Source organism: Pseudoalteromonas sp. T1lg65, assembly GCF_051930985.1.
In the GTDB taxonomy this organism is placed as follows: Bacteria; Pseudomonadota; Gammaproteobacteria; order Enterobacterales; family Alteromonadaceae; genus Pseudoalteromonas.
Genome location: NZ_CP196837.1, coordinates 394,423 through 416,580, shown reverse-complemented (window position 1 = coordinate 416,580; position 22,158 = coordinate 394,423). Strand labels below are relative to the sequence as shown.

22 protein-coding genes and 1 other RNA gene are annotated in these 22,158 nt (G+C 42.5%); 8 read left to right on the top strand and 15 right to left on the bottom strand.

The features are described 5' to 3' along the window. Window positions 1-6: 6 nt before the first annotated feature. From ACSLBF_RS01910 to dusA, 3 genes are all read right to left on the bottom strand, one after another. Window positions 7-216: a PspC domain-containing protein gene (locus ACSLBF_RS01910; protein WP_440054938.1), complete on the bottom strand. Its 210-nt coding sequence runs from the start codon at window positions 214-216 to the stop codon at window positions 7-9. A gap of 84 nt (window positions 217-300) precedes the next feature. Further along, on the bottom strand, window positions 301-957 hold the full coding sequence (locus tag ACSLBF_RS01905; RefSeq protein ID WP_440054937.1) for a PspA/IM30 family protein: 657 nt from the start codon (window positions 955-957) through the stop codon (window positions 301-303). A 163-nt stretch (window positions 958-1,120) separates the two neighbouring features. Beyond that, window positions 1,121-2,134, bottom strand: coding sequence for a tRNA dihydrouridine(20/20a) synthase DusA (dusA, locus tag ACSLBF_RS01900; RefSeq protein ID WP_440054936.1), 1,014 nt, complete (start codon window positions 2,132-2,134; stop codon window positions 1,121-1,123). 564 nt (window positions 2,135-2,698) lie between these two features. Between dusA and ACSLBF_RS01895 the strand changes: the two genes are divergently transcribed. Continuing rightward, window positions 2,699-3,112, top strand: a complete 414-nt coding sequence (locus ACSLBF_RS01895; protein ID WP_440054935.1) for a peptidoglycan-binding domain-containing protein — start codon at window positions 2,699-2,701, stop codon at window positions 3,110-3,112. Between the two features lie 248 nt (window positions 3,113-3,360). On the opposite strand, the gene ACSLBF_RS01890 is transcribed toward ACSLBF_RS01895, so the two are convergent. After that, a complete protein-coding gene (locus ACSLBF_RS01890; protein WP_440054934.1) occupies window positions 3,361-4,398 on the bottom strand; it encodes a helix-turn-helix domain-containing protein in 1,038 nt (345 codons plus the stop codon). A gap of 193 nt (window positions 4,399-4,591) precedes the next feature. Between ACSLBF_RS01890 and ACSLBF_RS01885 the strand changes: the two genes are divergently transcribed. Then, the gene (locus ACSLBF_RS01885; protein WP_440054933.1) at window positions 4,592-5,236 is read left to right on the top strand and encodes a hypothetical protein; all 645 of its coding nucleotides are present in this window, start codon (window positions 4,592-4,594) and stop codon (window positions 5,234-5,236) included. A gap of 35 nt (window positions 5,237-5,271) precedes the next feature. On the opposite strand, the gene ACSLBF_RS01880 is transcribed toward ACSLBF_RS01885, so the two are convergent. Both ACSLBF_RS01880 and ACSLBF_RS01875 read right to left on the bottom strand, forming a co-directional pair. Beyond that, window positions 5,272-6,756, bottom strand: coding sequence for a serine hydrolase (locus ACSLBF_RS01880; protein ID WP_440054932.1), 1,485 nt, complete (start codon window positions 6,754-6,756; stop codon window positions 5,272-5,274). Window positions 6,757-7,146: 390 nt separating this feature from the next. Next, window positions 7,147-7,554 carry an MAPEG family protein gene (locus tag ACSLBF_RS01875; RefSeq protein WP_440054931.1) on the bottom strand — a complete coding sequence of 136 codons (408 nt, stop codon included), beginning with the start codon at window positions 7,552-7,554 and terminating at the stop codon, window positions 7,147-7,149. Window positions 7,555-7,647: 93 nt separating this feature from the next. Between ACSLBF_RS01875 and ACSLBF_RS01870 the strand changes: the two genes are divergently transcribed. Further along, entirely contained in the window at window positions 7,648-8,613 is a 966-nt protein-coding gene (locus tag ACSLBF_RS01870; RefSeq protein WP_440054930.1) for a GlxA family transcriptional regulator, read from the top strand. Here the strand turns inward: ACSLBF_RS01870 and ACSLBF_RS01865 are convergent. Continuing rightward, window positions 8,599-9,153 carry a hypothetical protein gene (locus ACSLBF_RS01865; RefSeq protein WP_440054929.1) on the bottom strand — a complete coding sequence of 185 codons (555 nt, stop codon included), beginning with the start codon at window positions 9,151-9,153 and terminating at the stop codon, window positions 8,599-8,601. The two genes, ACSLBF_RS01870 and ACSLBF_RS01865, sit on opposite strands and share 15 nt — an antisense overlap. Before the next feature lie 718 nt (window positions 9,154-9,871). Between ACSLBF_RS01865 and ACSLBF_RS01860 the strand changes: the two genes are divergently transcribed. After that, window positions 9,872-11,245, top strand: a complete 1,374-nt coding sequence (locus ACSLBF_RS01860) for a 5-methyltetrahydrofolate--homocysteine methyltransferase (protein WP_440054928.1) — start codon at window positions 9,872-9,874, stop codon at window positions 11,243-11,245. 86 nt (window positions 11,246-11,331) lie between these two features. On the opposite strand, the gene ACSLBF_RS01855 is transcribed toward ACSLBF_RS01860, so the two are convergent. The 3 genes from ACSLBF_RS01855 to rsmI all read right to left on the bottom strand — a co-directional run bounded on the left by ACSLBF_RS01855 (window position 11,332) and on the right by rsmI (window position 14,452). Then, entirely contained in the window at window positions 11,332-12,735 is a 1,404-nt protein-coding gene (locus tag ACSLBF_RS01855) for an MBL fold metallo-hydrolase RNA specificity domain-containing protein (protein ID WP_440054927.1), read from the bottom strand. A gap of 434 nt (window positions 12,736-13,169) precedes the next feature. Continuing rightward, an RNA gene (rnpB, locus tag ACSLBF_RS01850) (RNase P RNA component class A) lies at window positions 13,170-13,534 on the bottom strand. Window positions 13,535-13,591: 57 nt separating this feature from the next. After that, a complete protein-coding gene (gene rsmI, locus ACSLBF_RS01845; protein ID WP_440054926.1) occupies window positions 13,592-14,452 on the bottom strand; it encodes a 16S rRNA (cytidine(1402)-2'-O)-methyltransferase in 861 nt (286 codons plus the stop codon). Between the two features lie 61 nt (window positions 14,453-14,513). Between rsmI and ACSLBF_RS01840 the strand changes: the two genes are divergently transcribed. The 4 genes from ACSLBF_RS01840 to dolP are packed head-to-tail and all read left to right on the top strand — an operon-like array spanning window position 14,514 to window position 17,923. Further along, on the top strand, window positions 14,514-16,400 hold the full coding sequence (locus ACSLBF_RS01840; protein ID WP_440054925.1) for a penicillin-binding protein activator: 1,887 nt from the start codon (window positions 14,514-14,516) through the stop codon (window positions 16,398-16,400). Window positions 16,401-16,408: 8 nt separating this feature from the next. Beyond that, window positions 16,409-16,774, top strand: coding sequence for a YraN family protein (locus ACSLBF_RS01835; RefSeq protein WP_440054924.1), 366 nt, complete (start codon window positions 16,409-16,411; stop codon window positions 16,772-16,774). A 1-nt stretch (window position 16,775) separates the two neighbouring features. Beyond that, window positions 16,776-17,363 (top strand): SIS domain-containing protein, encoded by a 588-nt coding sequence (locus ACSLBF_RS01830; RefSeq protein WP_440054923.1) that lies wholly within the window; start codon window positions 16,776-16,778, stop codon window positions 17,361-17,363. Continuing rightward, a complete protein-coding gene (gene dolP / locus ACSLBF_RS01825; protein WP_440054922.1) occupies window positions 17,360-17,923 on the top strand; it encodes a division/outer membrane stress-associated lipid-binding lipoprotein in 564 nt (187 codons plus the stop codon). Before ACSLBF_RS01830 ends, dolP begins: the two co-directional genes overlap by 4 nt. A 54-nt stretch (window positions 17,924-17,977) precedes the next feature. Here dolP and ACSLBF_RS01820 read toward each other — a convergent pair whose 3' ends face one another. The 5 genes from ACSLBF_RS01820 to petA all read right to left on the bottom strand — a co-directional run bounded on the left by ACSLBF_RS01820 (window position 17,978) and on the right by petA (window position 21,716). Continuing rightward, window positions 17,978-18,403 carry a ClpXP protease specificity-enhancing factor gene (locus ACSLBF_RS01820; RefSeq protein WP_440054921.1) on the bottom strand — a complete coding sequence of 142 codons (426 nt, stop codon included), beginning with the start codon at window positions 18,401-18,403 and terminating at the stop codon, window positions 17,978-17,980. Then, window positions 18,403-19,029 (bottom strand): stringent starvation protein SspA, encoded by a 627-nt coding sequence (sspA, locus tag ACSLBF_RS01815; protein WP_440054920.1) that lies wholly within the window; start codon window positions 19,027-19,029, stop codon window positions 18,403-18,405. The genes ACSLBF_RS01820 and sspA overlap by 1 nt, the downstream gene beginning before the upstream one ends. A 97-nt stretch (window positions 19,030-19,126) precedes the next feature. Beyond that, window positions 19,127-19,864, bottom strand: coding sequence for a cytochrome c1 (locus ACSLBF_RS01810; protein ID WP_440054919.1), 738 nt, complete (start codon window positions 19,862-19,864; stop codon window positions 19,127-19,129). After that, the gene (locus ACSLBF_RS01805; protein WP_440054918.1) at window positions 19,861-21,126 is read right to left on the bottom strand and encodes a cytochrome b; all 1,266 of its coding nucleotides are present in this window, start codon (window positions 21,124-21,126) and stop codon (window positions 19,861-19,863) included. The genes ACSLBF_RS01810 and ACSLBF_RS01805 overlap by 4 nt, the downstream gene beginning before the upstream one ends. Then, window positions 21,126-21,716 (bottom strand): ubiquinol-cytochrome c reductase iron-sulfur subunit, encoded by a 591-nt coding sequence (gene petA / locus ACSLBF_RS01800; protein ID WP_440054917.1) that lies wholly within the window; start codon window positions 21,714-21,716, stop codon window positions 21,126-21,128. The genes ACSLBF_RS01805 and petA overlap by 1 nt, the downstream gene beginning before the upstream one ends. Window positions 21,717-22,158 lie beyond the last annotated feature (442 nt).

Sequence of the window (22,158 nt, the reverse complement as noted above, 5' to 3'; positions counted from 1 at the left end):
TACCCTCTATTTACAATATTCGTCGTCGGGCATCGCAAACCATGCAACCGCGTAGGCAAACACCACAAACATCGGAAACTTAAAAAACATTAATACGGTAATTAAGCGAGTAAGCCAAACGGGTATATCAAATCGATGTGCTAATTTAGTACACACTCCGCCGATCTTTTTGCCTTTTGTGCACTTTGAAAATTGAGTTTTATAACGGCTATTCATAAACACCTCCAATGCAACGCATTAGTATTTAAAGCATTGCGTGGTTATCAACTTATACACGCAATGCGTTATCAGTCACAACAATTAACTTGCTAGTTTTTGTTTTAGCTCAGCGAGTTCTTGTTCAACTTGCTGCTGCTTTTGTTGTTGCTCAAACGTTTGCCAGACATCAGGGTTGCCTAATTCATAGCTTTCCACTTCAGACTCTAGACGTTCAACTTTCATTTCAAGCTGTTCAAATTTGCGTGTCGCTTCAGCGATATCTGGACCATTTAGCACTTTTTTAATCGACATTCTGGCCGTTTGCGTTTCTACTCTGCGCAGTAATGCTTTTTCTTTGGCTTTTAGCTGTTGAATTTTCGCTTGCAGCTTGTCTGCATCTTCACTTAGCTTGGCAACCACCTCGCTAAGTTCGTCAAGCTGAGCTTGTGCCTGTTGTGCGTCTTCGATGTACTTATGCTTTTGCTCTAGTGCTGCTTTGGCCAAATCGTCACGGCCTTTTTCGATAGCATGTTCAGCTTTGACTTGCCACTGCTCGGCAGACTTGTTGGCATTATCCACAAGTCGCTGCTGGACTTTTTGCTGACAAATTACTTCAGTGGCTGTACTTCTGCATTCTGCTAGTGCTTCTTCTAACTCAAGGACCAGCTGCTTTGCCATTTTTTGAGGGTCTTCCGCTTTATCTAAAAACGCGTTTAATTCGGATTTAATAAGATCTTCGATTCTGTTGATGATTGGCATGATTCGCTCCTTTTATTTTGTATAAACACTATTCCAAGAGCTGTGCCAAAATTAAAAACAGAGTTATATCATTAAGTTAGGTATAAACAGAGGAGGGAGTGAAAAACTGAATAGTTACTTAATAGTGAAAAAGACGAACAAATCGTCTTTTTCACACATGACTTTAAATTTCAGGCACAAAGCCCAAGGCGGTTTCCATCACTTCAATACCTGAGCCTTTTTTATGGCCGTTTTCAGACAAGTGACGACGGAAGCCTCTTGCTCCAGGCTGATTTTGGAAAATACCCAACATATGACGAGCAATATGCCAAAAATTAGCGCCCTCGGTCATTTGTTGTTCGAAGTAATCGTACATACTTCTCACCACTTGATGACGAGTTAGCGTAAATGGTGCATCGCCATACAGTAATTCATCTACCTGCGATAACATAAACGGATTACTGTAAGCTTCACGACCGATCATCACGCCATCAATGTGCTGTAAGTGGTGCTGACATTCCTCGATGGTTTTAACGCCACCGTTAATGCTGACATGTAAATGTGGGTAGTCTTTTTTAAGCTGATAAACACGCGGGTAATCAAGCGGCGGGATCTCACGATTTTCTTTTGGACTTAACCCTTGTAGCCAAGCTTTACGAGCATGAATAATAAAGTCATCACACCCAACTTGATGCGACGCTTCAATGAGTGCAGTTAAAAACTCATAAGAATCTTGTTCATCGATACCAATACGGGTTTTTACCGTCACCGGAATAGAGACTTCCGCCTTCATTGCGGCGACACAATCCGCCACCAGCTGTGGCTCAGCCATTAAACAGGCACCAAAGCGGCCGTTTTGCACGCGATCTGATGGGCAACCCACATTCAGGTTTACTTCACTGTAACCATATTCTTGCGCGCGCTTCGCACACTCTGCCAACGCTTTAGGATCAGAGCCTCCTAACTGCAATGCAACCGGTAACTCATGCTCACCAAATGCCAAGTAATCACCCTTACCAAAAATGATGGCGCCGGTGGTGATCATCTCGGTATACAGCACAGCATGTTTGCTCAGCTTACGATGAAACGTACGGCAATGACGATCCGTCCAATCCAGCATGGGCGCAACGGAAAAGCGACGAAACGCTGAATCGCTTGTATTTACTGGCTCAACGCCTGATTTAACTGGATTTTGCATAGTACCTCAATGGCAAAAATTAGCCTAAGACTGCGCCAAATTGACCACTTTTGGGAACCCTCAGTCACCCACATTGAATAGGACTGTAGAAAAATTTGGGTTTTAAGCGGGCGGTTAGCAGCGAATATTTAAAACTTGGTTCAAGCAAACAACCTAGTAAGTGCATCGTTCGCGAGAAAAATTAGGGCGATATTATACACAATGAAAACAAAACATTCAGCACAAAACAATTAAGGGCCTAAAGAGCAAAGAGCGCCTTAAAAAAGGCAATCACATGATAGGGGCTTTGCTCTGCGGCGCATTCGATATTGTAGCGTGCGAACCGAAAATAGACGAACGTATCTTCCCTCATAATTCGCGCTGGGCTACAGTGCGCTAGAAAAATTTAACATGGAGGTTTATACCGTCACAAATTATGGCCCGAAGGGGCAAGCAATCTATTTTAAATGGGCTATTATCAAGAGGAAGAAGTTGCTCAAGTTACTGAGCAAATCGTTTAAACATGCTCAGGCAAGTAAACTCTGCTATTCCCGTACAAGTTCAAAAAAAATTTAAGGACGGCACGTGAACCATTTTATGACCATTGTTTTTTTGGTTCTTATTTTTTCTAATTCACAGGCATATGCAACAAGCGGAAGAACAAACTCAGAAGGTTGCCATAATAGTAAAAAGGTTGGTTATCATTGCCATGGTTCACCTAAGCTCGTAACTAGATATAAATCGCCCAACAAACCAAAACAGGCAGAATTTAAGAGTGAATCTGTGGATTATGATGTAAAAGGTTCTATCCCACAAAACTTCGGCCTCGTTTTCATGATACAACATTACCTAAAAGAGCGAGGTCATTACGACGGAGAACTTAATGGTGATTTTGATTCGAAAACAAAAGATGCAATTGAAAGTTTCCAACGAAAGAAAGGCTTAGACATAGATGGTCAGCCAACTATTGAGTTGATGCAATACCTAAGTAAGTTATAGAACGTCGACCCTCCAACTTGGTTAGCCTCGCTTTAATGGATCTTAGCTCTTCTTTGAAGGTATCTTTCATCCACTTTACGTCTGTTTTGATGGTGGCAATGGTGACTATACTCACTTCCGCCTGATTAGAATACCTATAATTACGATGTCGCTCATGGTTACCTCGCTTGGACGGTTGCTATGGTTTGTGGTGATGCCTCTTAGTTTAGCAATTCTTGATAGTCGCTATTTTTTATCCCTTAAATGACCTAGTGTGTATTTGCTTCAGTGAGCTTCTGCTTGTGCTTTTTCTGCCAAGCGGAAGGTGACATGCCGGTGCAACGTTTAAATTCTCGATAAAAGGTATTTTTATTATTAAAACCACTCGAAAATAACACTTCGGTTATCGACAAGCTGCGATCACCGCTATTTAGGAGCTGACAAGCATGTTCGATGCGGTAGCGATTGAGTAGCTGATAAAAACTGTTGTCCATGTGCACATTTAATAACTCTGACGTTTGGTGCACATTGATACCTAATAGTTCAGAGAGCTTGGCAAGCGACAAGGTATTGTCTAGATAGACTTTTTGGACGGTTAATAACTCGGTTAATTTTTCTGCCAACTGCGCTGCAACTGATTTATTCAGCAGCTTTTCTTTACGTTCAGGTGTTTCTGGGCTCAACGGTGTCGTAATCAGTAAATTAGATGGCCGATATAGATTTTTAAACGTCCAACTGATGACATAAATACAAATTAACACATTCAATACATGCCAGCAGTAACCTAACCAAGCAGCTTTACTTAAGTAACCTGCGACAACAGCACCGCTTAGCACTATGATCAATGTCGCCACGATAATATTTAACCATTCTTGGCGACTGTGATTGAGTGAATTTGCTCTGAAAGCCAACCAACTTGCAGTCGAATAACTAAAAATAATACCAAAGAATACGATGATAAAAGGTAGCCGGTTGGTGTCTATGTCGAGTAAATCTACCGTATAAAAGCACAAATAGGGGCAGCAATGCAGTGCAATTTTGAGAGCAGACTGCATACGTTGCTGGTAATGAAGGTAAACAAAGGCACAAAACAATAAAACGCCACTGTATGAGAGCTTGATAATAAAGTCAGGCATCGTCGAGTAACGTATCCCTAAATAGCCGGTCAGTGGTGTTAGTAATAAGACGATATTTCCTATTTGCATATAAATGAGGCGATAGCTGAGGTGCCTTGTTTGTTGATAAACGAGACCTGTACAAAACAACACAATTGCACAGCTGACTAAATATAAATCCTCAAGATACATGCTAACTCTTTCTCCTTGACATTAATCTACGTCAAAACGTAAATGACACACGTCACTCTAGCTAAACTAAACACACCTAACCTAATAATAAATAATAATATAAAACTAAATTAGTCCTCTTTTATCAATACAGACGCCCAACCTAGATTAGGTTGAAATACTCGCTCCATCTTTATTACATTGAGGAGCAACCATGAATAAGATAACACTGTTTAGTTTGGCTTTGGGTCTATTTTTACCAATGCTTACAAATGCACAAACAAACCCAAACGCCAGCTTAGAAAAAAACATCAAAAATTATATGCGAGCCTGGTCTATTGAATCAAACGAACAAAGACTTGCGGTGTTGCAGCATGTTGCAACCCCGGACTTTACCTATAAAGACCCAACTTCAGCAGAGATGGATGTAAACACCGTTGAGAAAACCAGTGAGTGGATAGCCGGTTTTCATGAACAAATGCGCCAGTTTGGCTTAATGCCAATAAGAGGCGAGCTAATTTCTAATATCGAGATGCACGGCAAACCCGGCGCTCAGGTGTTTCGCTTTAATTGGCGGATCACTGCTAATGATGGCGCCGTTGTACTAGCTGAAGGAGTGGATTTTGGCACCAGTAGACAAGGACAACTTTCTAGTATTACCGGTTTTTTTGGCAAGCTAACACCTAAATGTGAAGCTCCACTATGGCAGACAGGAGCGGTCTACCTCGGTGGTCAACAAGTGACTTTCCAAAATGCGATTTATCAAGCGAACTGGTGGGTGGATAATGCGCCAGATGTTGCTGAAGATGCATGGAAAAAGCTCAATGACTGCGTCATGATAGAAGCCATCGTGAAGTAAAAAAGTGACGGCTACTCGCCGTCACTTTTTCATCATTACAATTTCAACTGCGCTTTTAACGCGGCCACTCGTTGCTTTGTGAATTGCGCATTAGGGTTCAATTTTAATACGTTTTGATAACTAGTTAACGCTTCTGCATATTGCTCTTGAGCTTCGTATGCTCTTGCTAACCAAAAATGAAAAAATGAGTTTTTATCGTTCATTGAAAGCGTAAACTGTAAGACTTTCATCGCGTCGTCATAACGTTTCTCGCCTGCCAACGCGTTGCCCCACTCACCAATCATATCAATATCATAAGTCACGCCAAGATCTGACTCGGCTTGTGCTAAGGTGCTAGCAAAATCATCAAAACCCCGTTCCTGAGTTAGCTTCTCTAAGTAACCTTGAGGGTCATAAGACGCCAACTTATGTGGTTGATTAAAGCCTTCGATGTAGTAAGCAGCGATATCATCCACAAAGGTAATGGGTAATCCACCAAGCAGGTTCGTCAATACCACGATAGCAACATCATCTTTAGGGTAAGTAATCATCGTGGTCGCATTACCGCCGCTAGCACTAATGCTTGGGTGATATTTACGTTGCCCCACTTGCCAACCTACTGCATAACCATTTTCTTTATGATTAAAACCTTCAGTACGGCCATTGTTAAGTTTAGCTGGCTGCCATAATACGCTGACGTCTTTAACCAATTGTTCGTTTTGTAGCGCAATCATATAATTGGCCAGCTCAGACGCCGTCGAGCTCATGCTCGCAGCCGTTCTTAGCATGTATGGAAACTGACCATAAAAGTTTCCATATACGCCATTACCCACATAATAATACTGTCTTGTTTGGTTTGGGATCACCACATCTAGGTAGTCAAACCCAGCTTGTGCCGTTTGTTTCATTCCCACAGGTTTAAACTGTTTGTCGATGATAAAATTAGTGAACCCATTCGGCGTGTACTTGTCGAGTAGTTTACCAATCAAGATGTAGCCAGTTTGGTTATATTCAAAGCGACTGTTTGGCTCGAATAAAAATGGTCTGCGCTGAACTTCCTGCCATGACGCTTCAATATCACCAGGAACAATTAAATCTAAGGTGCTTTTTGACGCCAAAATCTCAGGTAACCCTGTGGTATGTGCCATTAGCTGTCTGATGGTTAGACTCTGCCACGACTTTGGTAAGTCTGTTAAGTGCTTGCCGATTTGGTCATCTAGGGATATAACACCTTGATCAACCAACTGAACCAGAGCCACACCAGTAAAGGCTTTGGTCATGGAGTTAATAGGAAATAAAGTCTTGTCAGTCACTGGGACGTTGTGTTGTAAATCAGCAACTCCATAGCTTCCCAGTTTTACTATTTTGTCATCCTTTACTACCGCAAGCTGTAAGCCTGGAATATTTCGTTCTTTCATCACTGAATGAATAAACTTGTCCAATGGTTGCTCAGCTCTTGCCGCAAAAGAATATAAAGCTGACCATACTGTCGTTGCCATCCATATTAATGTTGAGAGCAATACTTTGTTATTCTTAATCATGTTTAATCCCTGTTTTGTACTACTTATTCAGTCTGTGATTATACCTATAACAATATGCATGCCAAAATGAAAACCAAGTCTATTCAGAGACTTATCTATAACAAAAACAGCTAACCATACTGATTTCATCACCAATTTAGTCAACTAAACTAATTAATCGTGGTTTTCACACACCAAAGACAAGAGTAATACTGATTCCCTTAAAAAAGGCCAATGCAAAACGATAAGCCGTGAGGCATGCCAGCCATGATTATTGTTGTACTAAAACAGAGCCGCTGACAGACAGTGTGCTTGATTCAAACAATCGTATAAAAAGAACAGCCAAAAGATGATCTCGTTTTCTCCTTTGGCTTTCCGTTGGGTTAACTTCCATTTTTATTACATAACCGCTTAGATCTGCTCCCATAAAAATCGAAACCAAGCTGTAAATAAGCATAAACTGCTGAATGCAAAAGCCAATGTGCGCAACCTTAAGTTAGTACCAAGCACATGTTCATAGCAATGCCAATATCTAGCGGCGACAAACGCCGTACTCATCACAAACCAAAACTGACCTGATGCTTGCTCCGTATGTAGGAAAAGTAACAGGACAATAAACATCATGGGTTGCTGGAATTGGCTTTCATAGCTGTTTCCGATTAGGCGAACCCGCTCAGGAAAAACACTTTTTTCTACAAAGCGGATATCTTTTAATGCAATTTCACCTTTCTTAACCGCTCTTATTCTTCCGCCCGCGGTTAATAGCAATAGAAATAAGATCAGTGCCAGTAGAAAAAATATCGGGATATGGATCCACATAGTTCACCTCCTTTAATTAATGAGGTTTTACCTTACCGACTTCAGCTGCTATGCTGAACTGTCAATATTGACTTATTTAGGTTCAAAATTGCCATGAAAGTGATATTACTTTGCCCAGATAATGTCTTTGCAAGCGCTTTGACTGGCGTCATTGATATTCTGAATGTTGCCAATAGAGTTTGCGGTAAAACCGTATTTAGCTGGCAAACCATTTCTGTGTTTGGTAGAGAACAAGTGATCAGTAGTCAGGGGCTACCATTTATGTGCTCTGGACATTTTCAGGAGCTAGAAAATGCCGATGTACTTATCTGGGTAGGCTGTCAGTTCACCTCAGAGGCTGACTTGTGGAAACAATGCAGGCAGGTGTCTAACATGCTAAAAATACACAACACTGTATTTAGCTCTGCGACTTATCAACTCGCCGGATGTTGTGGTACGGCTTTATTTGCAGCGACAGGAAGATTAGACGGCCAAGCATTTACGTGTAGCTGGTGGCTTACACCTTTTTTTAAGCGATATTTTCCAGCCCTAACACCCAACGCTCAGAAAATAACAGAGCAAAGCGGAATTATTTATACCGCAGGCGCAGCACACAGTTACCTTCACCTAATGCTACGATTTATTACCGATGTACTTGGTAGTGATATAGCAGAAACGATAGCCGCTTGGTTGGCCATACCGAATGAGCAAGCCAGTCAAAATGAATTTGTATTGCTTAGCAATTACTTGCAACACAGCGACAAACATTTATTAAACATACAACATCACATCAATGAACACCTTGGCAAGAATCACACTCTGCATAGCCTAGCTACGCTTGCCTGTATGTCAGAACGAACCTTGATTCGCCGCTTCAAACATTTTACCAACATGACACCATTTGAATATATTCGACTTGCTCGACTGACGCGTGCGAAACAACTCTTAAACACGACGCATCTAAACATCGAACAGATAGCCACCCAAGTTGGCTATCAAGACACACAAGCTTTAGCAAAGCAGTATAAAAAGCATTTCAACGAATCGATTAATAAAGTACGTTTATCAATGCGATGCTAAACAACGCACTTTTGGCGTTTCACCCGGCTCAATGACATTAATATTGATCCCTTTTAAGTCTCCCAACACCGATACTAAAGACTCATCAAAACGATCTGCTGCAGCACTTACTTTATCGGCATAATCATCAATCGCCTCAAATTTGGAGGCGTGAGCTTCTATTACCGCCTCAATTTGCTTGGCTTTTTCCTGCTGTTTCGTCAACAGCTTTTTATTGATGACTAGTTTTTCTCCATCTTCGATAATCGCATCGGCGCTAACCAATTCTATTTCCTTGCTCAGTACCAACAATTGTTGCTCGATATCTTCCATTGGCAGCTCCACTGCTGCCATCTCGACCTCTGCTGCTTTTAAGTCTTTATAGGCTGCGATTTGCTCTTGATCCATTACATGCTTAACCACTGGATTGCAGTTTTGGTATGCAATAAGTTGATAGCTGCTTTCACTTTGCAAATCGACGGGCTTGGCGTTGGAGTACCCAACACAAGCACTTAATACTAATGTTGCTGAAAGAATAAACGTTTTTTTTCCTGTGTTCATTACGCACCTCTATTATATGATATTCGCTGTGAACGCAGCACTGGGGCCTGTTGATCTTTCAAGTTTGTTTTGCAGCAGTTTGATTGGCATTTATGCAAGGCAGAGCCTGCGTAACATAGTTATTCTATGTGAGTCAGGCGATTATGAAGTAGAAATACCAATCAAGCGCTGCCCTGCGGGTTCATCTCAGTGTGTTTTAAGCATTGTTGCTCAAAGCCCACAGAGGGGAACAAAAATCAAATAGCAAAGATCAACAAGCCCTAAGCCGCGATTACTAAATTAGTCGTGGTGCATTGAAAAACAGTTATCTTTAGCCACTGCATTAACAGTAACAAAATATGTTTACCTAACGCTTATTAATTAAATCAGTGAGCGCTGTGCCAACATCCTATTTAACCTCAGCTGCACATAAGCAAATTTGCCCAATAATGCTATTTAGTTCGCCTTAATTTGACGCTCATATTTGTATTTAATTTTGATACAGTATAACATCACAAGCCAAATTTGTTACGGTATAACATTTCAGTAAAGTGAGGGCACGCTATGCGTCAAAAGTGGCTGTCAGCATATTGAAAGTGACTCGTTGTTTTTGTCCAAAGCATACTTTTTGATACTTTGGTAGCAGTACTGCCACCAAGATCTGGCGCAGAAATCGACCTTGTTTTGTTATACCTAACTGTTTTTCATATAAAAAATTTAATAATACAAGGAGAATAATATGCTCAAATCTTGTCAATTCAATTTGCTAGCAGCGGCAATAGCTGCGCTGTTTTTATCAGGCTGTGGTGATACAAAATCAACTTTTATCGAAAAAGGCACCGCAGAAAAAACTGACGACAAGCATGGTCATGGGGATGACGGCTATACCATTGAATCCAAAGGGAGACTTGCTGTACTTACCGCTGATAAAGCCAATATCAGTATCTTCAACCTTGATGATGGAGATCTGCTAGACAGTTTTGCTTTGACTCATAGCTCAAATGCATTGAAAGCTTCGGCAGGCTACCGCTATGCCGTTATCACTAGTCGTAACCAAGACTACGTTGGCTTCATCGATGGTGGGTTATGGCGAGAAGATCATGTTGAACACATCCATGATTATAGTGAAGCACCTGTTATGAGTGGCTATGAGCTTGCTGGCAGTGCGCCGACCCACGTTATTAAACACGACGGTCAAATGGCTATTTTTTATGATGGTAATGCTAGTACAGGTACATCTGCATCGGTGCAAGTCATAACTGATCTTGATATTACCAATGCAGCTGCGGAGCTTCCGAGGCTCGACTACGACATCAATATGCATGGTGCTGCTGAGCCTCGTGGTGAGCACTTACTTGCGACAATCCGACGTGATGATAATGACAGCACATCGGCCAACAAAATTTTGCCAGATCAAGTCGGCGTATACCATCGACACGATAATGAATATGAACTAGAGCAAGTGTTTGAGGTGACTTGCCCTAACTTGCATGGCGCCACGCAAAATCATGAATATGTCGCTTTTGGCTGTAGTGATGGTGTGTTAATTGCCCACCAGCATGACGATATTTATGAAGCAGAAAAAGTTGCAAATATTGAAGCACTTAATAACCTCCGCATCGGCACATTATATGGTCATGAAGAACAGCAAGCCTTTATTGGTATTGCCTCTGGACATGGTAGTGGACAAGCCGTTTTAGTCACGGTTAACCCTCATGAAAAGCAAATGGAAGCGCTTGATTGGCAACCGCTCGCCAGCCCAGTCGCATATAGCTTTTCATATAGCGGCGAACACTTTTTAGTTTTGGATACACAAGGTTTCTTGAACATCCTCAGCGCACATGAACATGATGGACATCAACATTGGGAACTAGAGGGCCAAATCGATATTTCTGAAAAAGAAGTGACAGAAATGCCTGAAGGCATGAGGTTCAGCATGACGGTTGCGCAAAATGGCCATTACGTTTATGTCGCCGATCCAATTACGCAGCAGGTACATCAAGTCGATCTAGAGAGTAAGACTATCTCTTCAAGCATCGAGTTAAACGCAGCGCCCTCGGCAATAACTTGGCTTGGTATTGCTGAACAAGAGCACGAACATAGCCACCACTAAAATCTTCACGAGACTATTCAACTTATAAAGTTGGATAGTCACTCTACGCTGAATAGCCAACCAAAAATCTAAGTTTAGTAAACACTTCAGAACTCGATAAGACTACCAAAAACCGGAATCTCAGCCTTAATATTTTGCTGCTGTTCGAGTTTGTCGGCAAGTGCTGTGAGGGCGTCGGGTTCTCCATGCACCAACACTACGGTTGGATCAGTTTTAAAGTGGCTTACCCAGTCAATTAAGGCGGCTTGTCCCGCATGAGCAGAAAAACCATTTAACGTTTCAATCGTCGCTTTAACGATAATATCATCACCAAATAATTTAACGTGTTGTGCACCATCAACCAGCATTCGACCTAAGGTGCCGTTGGCCTGATAACCAACAAAAATGATGGTATTGCGACTATCCCAAATGCGATGTTTAAAGTGGTGGGTAATCCGCCCACCTGTACACATGCCGCTGCCAGCAATGATAAGCGCACCACCGCTGATCTTATTGATAGCCATTGATTCTTCTGCATCTACCATCAAGTGTAACGTTGAAAGAAAGTTTTTAAGCAGTGTTTGCTCGCCGGTGCAAAACTTTTTTACCCCTTCACAATCAAGGGTCGGTAGCCATTGGTCATAAACAGAAGTGACCTCAATCGCCATTGGACTATCGAGAAAAATCTGCCAGTTATCGAGCTCTCCAGCCTGTTGCAGCTTGCCGAGATAAAGCAATAACTCTTGCGTGCGCCCTACTGCAAATGCGGGGATCATTACATTGCCACCTTTAACAAAAGCAGTATGCAGGATCTCTTTGAGCTGAGTTTGGGTATCACCTAACGTTCTGTGTTCTCGATCGCCATAGGTGCCCTCCATCATTACAACATCTGCTTGTTCTAAAAACACCGGATCCTTCATAAGTAAGGTATCCGCATTACCTAAATCACCAGAAAAAACCAACTTTTTGGCTTTACCATGCTCGATGAACGTAAGCTCTGTAATTGCTGAGCCTAAAATATGCCCAGCATCATAAAAACAAACAGATGCTTCTTGGGCGATTTCTACTTTCTGTTGATAGGCAAGTGGTTTAAGGCAATCTAACACCTTGAGTACATCATCTTTGCTGTAATGAGGCTCAATATCATCTAACCCTTTGCGTGCGCGCTTACGGTTTTCTCGACGTAAGTCATTTTCATACAAACTCAAGGCGTCAAATAGCATAATGGGTAATAACTGTGCCGTAGCTTCGGTGCAATAAATTGGGCCTCTGAATCCCTCATGCAGTAAAGACGGCAATCGACCCGAGTGATCCAAGTGAACATGAGACAAAATGACCATATCTATAGTGCAAGGATTAAAAGCGAACTGCTCTCTAGAAATGAAATGTTTGGCTCTCATTCCTTGATGCATACCGCAATCCAGTAACACCTCACCAAACGTACCTGAATGAACTAGATGACAAGACCCTGTGACTTCCTGCACCGCACCATAAAAAGTAACTGTTGCCATAAGCTAGTCTCACTTTTACCCATGGTAATTCCAAATCATAAAAGTAAGTTTAGTCAGAAAATAACGAGTCGTTGCTATCCACGGTGATTATCATTAAAGATAGGAGATAACGTTGAGCAATGTAGTGTAAGCAGGTTTATCCAAGTGAGCGGAATAGCGCATCGTGTTGTAGCTTGGTGAATAAAAGTGATGAAGATCCGCTTGATTTACATTATAAAATCAAGCTGTTACTCAAATAAACTGAGTTAACCTGTAAGTTAACTGAATCGTCCAATGACAATCTGGATAGACTAAAAACAATGTGGTTTCAGATGGTTGGGAATTTTTTGGTGTGTACCAAACCATGCACCTTTGGTACACGGATTTATATGAAGATGTTTGGAATTTTAGAAAACCGCTTGATCTACACAAGTAAATCAAGCGGTTACTTAAAGAGGTTGAGTCAGCCTATAAGCCGGGTTCTGTACTCTTACGAGTGATAATCATTCGTCTAGGCCTAGTATCGCTCCTAGGCTCAAGCAACCTACCCGGTTCCGATGCGGGCCACACCATAAGGAACCCTATTTGGTCTTGCTCCGGGTGGAGTTTACCCTGCAACCAACTGTTACCAGCGGTCCGGTGCGCTCTTACCGCACCCTTTCACCCTTACCGGTCCCGAAGGACTTAGGCGGTCTTCTCTCTGCTGCACTTGTCGTAGGCTCGCGCCCCCCAGCCGTTAGCTGGCACCCTGCCCAATGGAGCCCGGACTTTCCTCCCCCTGATCATTTTCGTCACAGGCAGCGATTATCCGGCTGACTCAGGCGGGCGATTATACGCACTTCCTACACAAAACGCAGTAATTTTATTTCGTTCGTTGTTATTCTTCTCGCTCAGCAATGATAGCTTTATACAAAGCATTTTTCTTCAGGCCCAAATAATCAGCAGCCACGCCACAGGCTTTTTTCAACGGCATTTCGCTTTCAAGCAGATTAATCAGTTTTTTTGCCTCAGGCGTAAGTGCTTGTTCATCTCTTTGCTCGGCTGGCAACATGAGAACCAACTCGCCTTTTTGCTTGTCTGTGTCTGCAGTTAAAAAAGTGATTAATTCTGCCACTGAGCCGCTAAAAAAAGTCTCATAGGTTTTGGTTAACTCTTTCGCAAATACCACTTGCTGAGTACTTCCCAACTCGGCTTGCAGATCTTCTAGACTTGCCATGATGCGGTGTGTACTTTCGTACATAATGCTTGTCATACCCGATTCAACCGCTTGGCGGAAAAATTGACGTCGTGCTTGGCTTTTGGCTGGAGTAAAGCCAATAAACTGAAAACGGTCTGTCGGTAAGCCTGAGCAACTTACCGCGGCAATGGCAGCACACGCTCCTGGCACAGGCGTCACATTAGCGCCCGCTTCTCGACATAAATTCACAACAGCATAACCGGGATCACTGATCAGCGGTGTACCAGCATCTGACACCAATGCGATATCCAGCCCCTCATTAAGCCAGTCCAATAACTGCTGGGCTTTTTGTTTTTCATTGTGGTCATGTAGCGCAAATGTTCTGGCTTTGATATTAAAGTGACTAAGAAGCTTTCCCGTATGACGAGTATCTTCCGCAGCAATCATATCCACACTGGCTAATACTTTAAGGGCACGTTCACTGATATCCTCTAAATTACCTATTGGGGTTGCAACTACGTGCAAAGTGCCAATTTTCGTCTCGTTGTGATGATTAGCCATTGAGCTCTCCAATATCAGTCAGTAAGATATCCACTTGTTGGTGAATTAAGAAGGTTTGCTTGTGCAATTTAAAAAGATCGCGCTATTTATTGCTATATTGTCCGGGTTATCTGCTTGTAGCACAAGCCCGAATAACGAGTCTATAAAGCAAAAAAAGCAGGTTCAGGTAGATACTGATCCTAAAGCAACCGATGCCGCCAGCCTTTATCAACGTGCGTTAGCTAAAGAAGGCATAACACGGATACAGCTACTATACGCAGCTCGTGATGCTGCAATCTTAGAGCAAAACTGGCAGACGCTTGAGTTGGTTGGAGGGGCATTGGAAGCTAAAGCAAGCGTGGATCACGTGCAAAACAAGCTCTATATTGCTTATGCACGCAAAGAAATGCAGCAATACCCACAAGCCCTAACCTTACTGCAATCTATTGCTGAGCGCCTTACACTACCAGAGCACCGAGCTTGGCACCAATACTTAGTAGGTAGTATTTATGCTTCTCAGTCTTTACCCAAAGTCGCTCTCGACTACTTTTTTAAATCAGCCGACATCGCTAGCCAGCACCAATTGACTGTGGTTGGGTTAGATGAGGAAATTTGGAAAAACCTACAACAACTTTCTGCTTATGAACTAGAACGCTATGACAACGGCTCAGTATTACAGCGCGGCTGGGTGACCCTTGCAAAATATCAACAAATTTATTTAGGTTCGAGTGCGCAACTTGATCAAGCCATGAATAATTGGAAACGACGTTTCTCCAGCCACCCAGCAGTTGCACTGTTACCCAAAGAATTGCAAAAGTCTGTATCTCTTGAGCCGTACCAAGTTAAACGCTTAGCCATACTGCTACCTCAAACAGGATCTAGTGAACGGTTAGGTAATGCACTAAAAAATGGTTTCTTGGCGGCCACGGATAACAGCGATATCGAAGAAGTATTTTTCATTGATGAAATGGCAAACCTCGATGCGATCCACTCCGAGTTACTCAGAAACAATGTGGACTTTGTTATTGGCCCATTATTGAAATCCAATGTTGAGCGATTTAACGCTGATAGTCGCTTATCTCAGTATCCAACACTCTATCTCAATGTACATGATAACCCGACCATGCAACGCGATGAGCAATACTTTTTCGCGTTAAATCCAGAGCATGAAGTCGAACAGGCGATGGTACACTTTCTTGCCAAAGGTTATAAAAAACCTATGCTACTTGCCCCTGCCAATACCTCTGGCAATCGTTTGATTGAGCACTTCCAGACACAATGGAAAAAATACAGCATTACCGAACCCGAAGTCGGTTTTTATACAAACAGTGAAAATATGGCCGACGTAATAACCGATTTACTAGAGGTAGATAACTCGAAGGCGCGAACCAATGTCGTGAAAAGCTTGTTCCGAGAAAAGATAAAGAGCGAAACTCGCTCTCGTCGTGACATTGATGCGGTGTATATTCTTGGAGACGCGATGGAAACGCGGCTATTAAAACCTTATCTTGATGTCAACGTGAGCACATTTGCCGAGAAAATCCCTTTGTATGCCAGCTCTCGCAGTTACAGTAAACAAATAGACAAAACCGATAAAGGCGATTTAGAAGGACTCTATTTCACCGAACAACCTTGGATGCTTCCTAACGCTATAGACAATACGTCGTTGCGAAATAGCTATCAAGGTTTATGGCCAGAACAAGCTGATATAGAGCAACGGCTATTTGCCATGGCATTTGATGCCCTGAAAGTCCTCCCAGAACTACGTCAGATGGCTCATTTACCGGGTAAACGCTTTGAGGGGTTAACAGGCCAACTTAGTATGGATGAGAAAAACATTATCAAGCGTAAGTTAAGTTGGGCTCAATACCATAATAAACAAATTCGTTTGGTGAGTTTAAATGAACAAGAACCGTTACCACTGTTTATGCAGGGTTCAGAGGAAGAAAAGGTAACGAGTATAAATTAAGGAAAATCATGTTTAAGGGATTATTTAACAACACTAGGAGCAAGGGCCTGCATTTTGAGAAGATGGCAGAGCAGCACCTAAAAGCACAAGGACTTGTGGCAATATCGAGAAATTATCACTGTAAGTTCGGTGAAATAGATCTGATAATGCAAGACAGCGAAACATGGGTATTCGTGGAAGTAAAATATAGAAAAAGCGCGGTGTATGGAGGGGCTATTTGCTCACTTTCTAGCACCAAGTTACAGCGACTCAAACGCAGCGCTCAAGCTTATGCTAAACAGTATAATTTGCAGCAATCTGCACTAAGAATAGACTTTGTCGCGATTCAAGGCGTTGATCCGCCAACGATAAACTGGATTAGAAACATCGGATAATATGCAAGAATCAATTAGAGCCATTTTTACTGAGAACATTCAAGCGCAAATTGCTGCGGGAGAGGTGCTGCCAGAGGCACTGGAACGAGCTGCTATTACCATGGCACAAGGCTTGATCAACGGTAACAAAATAATTTGTTGTGGTGCTGCTAGCAGCCATATGCTGGCCCATCACTTTGCCGTGATCCTAAGTAACTACTATGAGACAGAGCGTCCTTGTTTGCCTGCTGTTGCATTAAGTGATGAGCAGTATAATCTCGCCTCTATCGATAACGGAAAAGTTAAAGACAAGTATGCCAAGCAAGTTCGAGCTTTTGCACAACCCGGTGACTTATTGCTGGTATTCGCAGCAACCGGGCAAGAAAAATCTATTATTTCCGCGGTCGAAGCGGCGCTTACGCGTGATATGAAAGTCATTGCGCTGGTCGGCGATGATGGCGGCGAGATCACAGGCTTATTGGGAGAACACGATGTGGAAATCCGCATTCCAAGCAAGCGACTAAGCCGCATATTGGAAACTCAGTTGTTTACCATTCACTGCCTAAGCCAGTTAATCGATTCAATTCTTTTTCCACAGGATGAAGCATGATTAGAAATATAACGCTACTTTGTGGCATTTTATTACTTCAAGGCTGCGCTGCTGCAGTCGTAGCTGGCACCGCAGGCGCAGTGACCGCAGCCAGTGACAGGCGAACTATCGGTGCACAAATTGATGACAACAATATTGAAATAAAAACCACCCTTGCTATCAAAGGGATCGATAGACTGGCCGAACACGCGAATATTTCGATTGTTAGCGTCAACGGTATCGTACTGATGATTGGTCAAGTTGCCAATCAAGAGATGAAAGCCGAAGCTGAACAGGCGATCAAGTCCATCGCTGGCATCAGACAAATACACAACCAGCTACGGATCAGCTCTAACATTGGCATAACCACACAGACCCACGATACTTGGCTAACTTCAAAAGTAAAAACCAAATTACTTGCTGACGACGATGTTTATGGCGCCAATATCAAGGTTGTCACAGAAAATGCCGAAGTATTTTTAATGGGTTTGGTTTCTGAGGAAGAAGCCAATAAAGCGGTTGAAATAGCGCGACATGTTAGCGGAGTCAAACGCGTGATCAAGGCTTTTGAGTACATCTAAGCTCTACAAACACGATTTTAGCAATAGTAAAAAACCTGCTCTCGGCAGGTTTTTTTATTTGATCACTCGAAGGTGTGCGCCTTTCTTTTTACCAGGCTTAGCTGGTTCAGGTGGCTCAGGTTCGGTAGGCGGTGGAGTTTCTGACATAATTTCATCATCATGCACTTCCATTTCTTCCGGTGTAAATACCGTACCTTCCCCGTTTTCTCTTGCATAAATAGCCAAAATAGCCCCAACAGGAACATATACTTGCATTGGCTGCCCACCAAATCGGGCATTGAAGCTTAACGCTTGATTATCCATAGAGAACTGAGTCACCGCAGACGGGCTGACATTCAACACAATTTGTCCTTCCTGAACAAATTGTGTTGGTACTTGAACAGCGGGATAATCGGCATCAACCACAAGGTGTGGCGTACAATCGTTATCCACTATCCATTCATAAAACGCACGAAGCAAATAGGGACGATTAGACGTCATTATGCTCTGATCTCACGCTCTGCATCCGTTAGAGATGCTTGGAATGAGTCACGCTCAAATAAACGCAACATATACTCTTTAAGCTCTTTGCTTCCAGCACCAGTTAGCTCAATACCCAGCTCAGGCAAGCGCCACAATAATGGAGCTAGATAGCAATCAACTAGGCTAAATTCTTCACTCATGAAGTACGGCGCTTCATTGAAAATAGGTGCAATCGCCAGCAACGCTTCGGTTAGCTCTTTACGTGCTTGGGCTGCGTCATCTCCACCAGCATTGATCTTTTCAGCAAGGGAGTACCAATCAGTTTCAATACGGTGCATCATCAAACGACTACGGCCACGCATAACTGGGTACACTGGCATTAGAGGAGGATGTGGGAAACGCTCATCAAGATATTCCATGATGATATTTGCTTGATATAAACCGAGTTCACGGTCAATCAAAGTTGGCACTGTACCGTATGGGTTAATCTCATGCAGTGCTTCTGGTAAGTTATCCTTCTCAGCCAGGTGAATATCTACACTCACACCTTTTTCCGCTAAAACAATACGTACTTGGTGACTGTACATACAGTTTGCACCAGAAAAAAGTGTCATTACAGGGCGCTTATTGGCAGCAACGGCCATGCCTACCTCCATTAAAAAAACAAAAAGTAATCAAATCACTTTAAACAGCAAAAGGGGCAAAAGCCCCTATTGCAAAACTTACTATCGAATATTCAACTTAATGAACATCTCTCCAGTATTCTTTCTTCAGCAAAAATGCCAAAATAAAGAAGATAACCAAGAAGCCTAATACTTTGATACCTATTGCTTCTGACTCTAGACGAGAAGGCTCGCCTACATATGCCAAGAAGTTAGTAATATCTCTTGCTGCTTGATCGTATTCATCAACGCTTAATTCACCAGAACCATCCGTTTCAGTGCCAATAACTTTGGTCACTGTTTTACCATGTGACTCTACTTCTTCAGTGATCGGCGTTGGTAAGCCTTGTAGCTCTTGCAATACATGAGGCATACCAACCGATGGGAAGATGATGTTATTTACACCAAATGGACGAGACTCATCTTTGTAAAATGACTTCAGATAAGTGTAAATCCAGTCTGTACCACGAACACGAGCTACCAACGTTAGATCCGGTGGCGCAGCACCAAACCATTTTGCAGCGTCGTCTTTCGACATTGAATTAGTAATATGGCTACCTACTTTTGAATCATCAAAAATCAGTGTCTCTTTACCAATTTCAGTCGGAATCCCGATGTCGCGGAACGTACGCTCGTAACGTTGATATTGCATCTGGTGACAGCCAAGGCAATAGTTCATAAATAACTTTGCGCCACGCTGTAGCGATGCGTTGTCTTTTAAATCATTGTTCGCTTCCATCAGAGGTACTGATGGTCCCGCTGCCATTGACAGAGTAGGCAACAATGCGAATAAACCGATAAGTAGCTTTTTCATCATTTCGTCAACCTCGTTGGCAATGGCTTCGTTTTCTCATTCTTGCTGTAAACAAACAGTAGAACGAAGAACATGAAATACGTCACTGTGGTGATTTGCGACAACAACGTCTTAAAGTCTGTCTGTGGAGTAGCTCCAACCCAGCCCAAGATAACAAATGTCACAACAAATTGCGCAATGTTCAACTTGTGCAAGCCACAACGATAACGAATTGAGCGAACAGAACCACGGTCAATCCACGGAAGTAGAGCTAGCGCAACAATCGACGCCCCCATTGCAACTACACCAAGTAGCTTGTTTGGAATTGCACGAAGAATCGCATAGAAAGGTGTAAAGTACCAAACTGGGAAGATATGCTCTGGCGTTTTCAGCGGGTTAGCAGCTTCAAAGTTAGGCGCTTCTAAGAAGAAACCATTCATTTCTGGTACGAAAAATACAATCGCGCAGAAAATAATTAAGAAACCAGCAACACCTAAAATATCTTTAACGGTGTAATATGGGTGGAATGGAATTGCATCAACAATGTCTTTCTTGTCGGTGTAATACTCATGGAATTTAAATTTAGGCTTGTCTTCTTCTGCTACAGTGCCCTTCTTACGTTTGATTTCTACACCATCTGGGTTGTTTGAACCCACTTCGTGAAGTGCAACAATGTGAAGGAATACCAAGATAACCAATACTAGTGGCAGTGCAATAACGTGAAGAGCAAAGAATCGGTTTAGCGTAGCGCCTGAAATTACGTAGTCACCGCGGATCCAAAGCGTTAGATCATCACCAATTACTGGTATCGCACCGAATAGCGAGATGATTACCTGCGCACCCCAGAAAGACATTTGTCCCCACGGTAACAAGTAACCCATAAAGGCTTCTGCCATTAATGCCAAGAAGATGAACATACCAAATAACCATAGTAGTTCTCTTGGCTTTTGATAAGAGCCATAGATCATGCCACGGAACATATGCAGATATACCACCACAAAGAACGCGGAGGCACCTGTTGAATGCAGATAGCGCAGTAGCCAGCCGTACTCAACATCACGCATGATGTATTCTACAGAAGCGAAAGCACCTTCAGCTGAAGGCACAAAGTTCATGGTTAACCAGATGCCAGTTACGATTTGGTTTACCAATACTAAAATGGCGAGAGAACCGAACAGGTACCAAAAGTTAAAATTCTTTGGTGCTGGATATTGTGCAATATGCATATTCCAAACGCGAGTCATTGGAATACGAGCATCAATCCAGTTGATTAAATTTGCAAACATTACGCAACCCCTTCTTCTTCACCTACCAAGATGGTAGTGTCGTCAATAAAGGTATACGGAGGGATTTCAAGGTTTAAAGGTGCAGGTACGTTTTGGAATACGCGACCAGCCATATCAAACTTTGAACCGTGGCATGGACAGAAGAAACCGCTGTCTGTACCTTCAACTTTTTCACCAAAGCCGCCATTAAGGAACGATGGCGAGCAACCCAAGTGAGTACAGATACCTACGGCAACAAAAATCTCAGGACGCTTTGAACGATGACCGTTCTGCGCAGACTCTAATTGCTGAGGCTCTTCAGAGTTTGGATCACGAAGTTGATTCTCGTGTTGTTTCATTTGTTCTAGCATTTCTGGTGTACGAGAAACAATCCATACTGGTTTACCTCGCCACTCAACACGAATTAATTGTCCAGATTCAAGTTTGCTGATATCTACTTCTACAGGCGCACCCGCAGATTTAGCTCGCTCACTTGGATTCCAGGACGCAATAAAAGGAACAGCAGCTCCAACCGCACCAACGCCACCTACAACAGAGGTAGCGATAGTTAAAAAGCGACGTCGGCTGTTGTCTACAGGCGCATTGCTCATCCACTTATCTCCACTATGATTCCCAACACTTGCTATATTGAGAACATCAGTTACAGCAGGTTAATTTAAGAAACTACAAAATAGACGCGATCATAAATAAATCCCTTGATTAAAACAAGGTTATTACAGTCTCATGCACGAACAAACCTGCTGAAATACCGGTGATGGTTACTTCGCGCATGAAGCCGATTATTATGATAACGATTTTAACGACAGAATGTACTGACAGAGATCAATCCACATCAAGGCAAATGCCCGATGGCTCCATCCAAATCTGTAGTCACATTACTAGCTTGCCAATTGTAGCAAAAAAAACCGTCGAGATATCATCCGATTTGAACTAATTATTATATTTATTGAAGTTTTTTAAGCTAACCAACTGTTCTGGCATGTTTGGTCGTTTTTCGAAAGGTAATTTGGATATTTTACAAACAACGTGTCT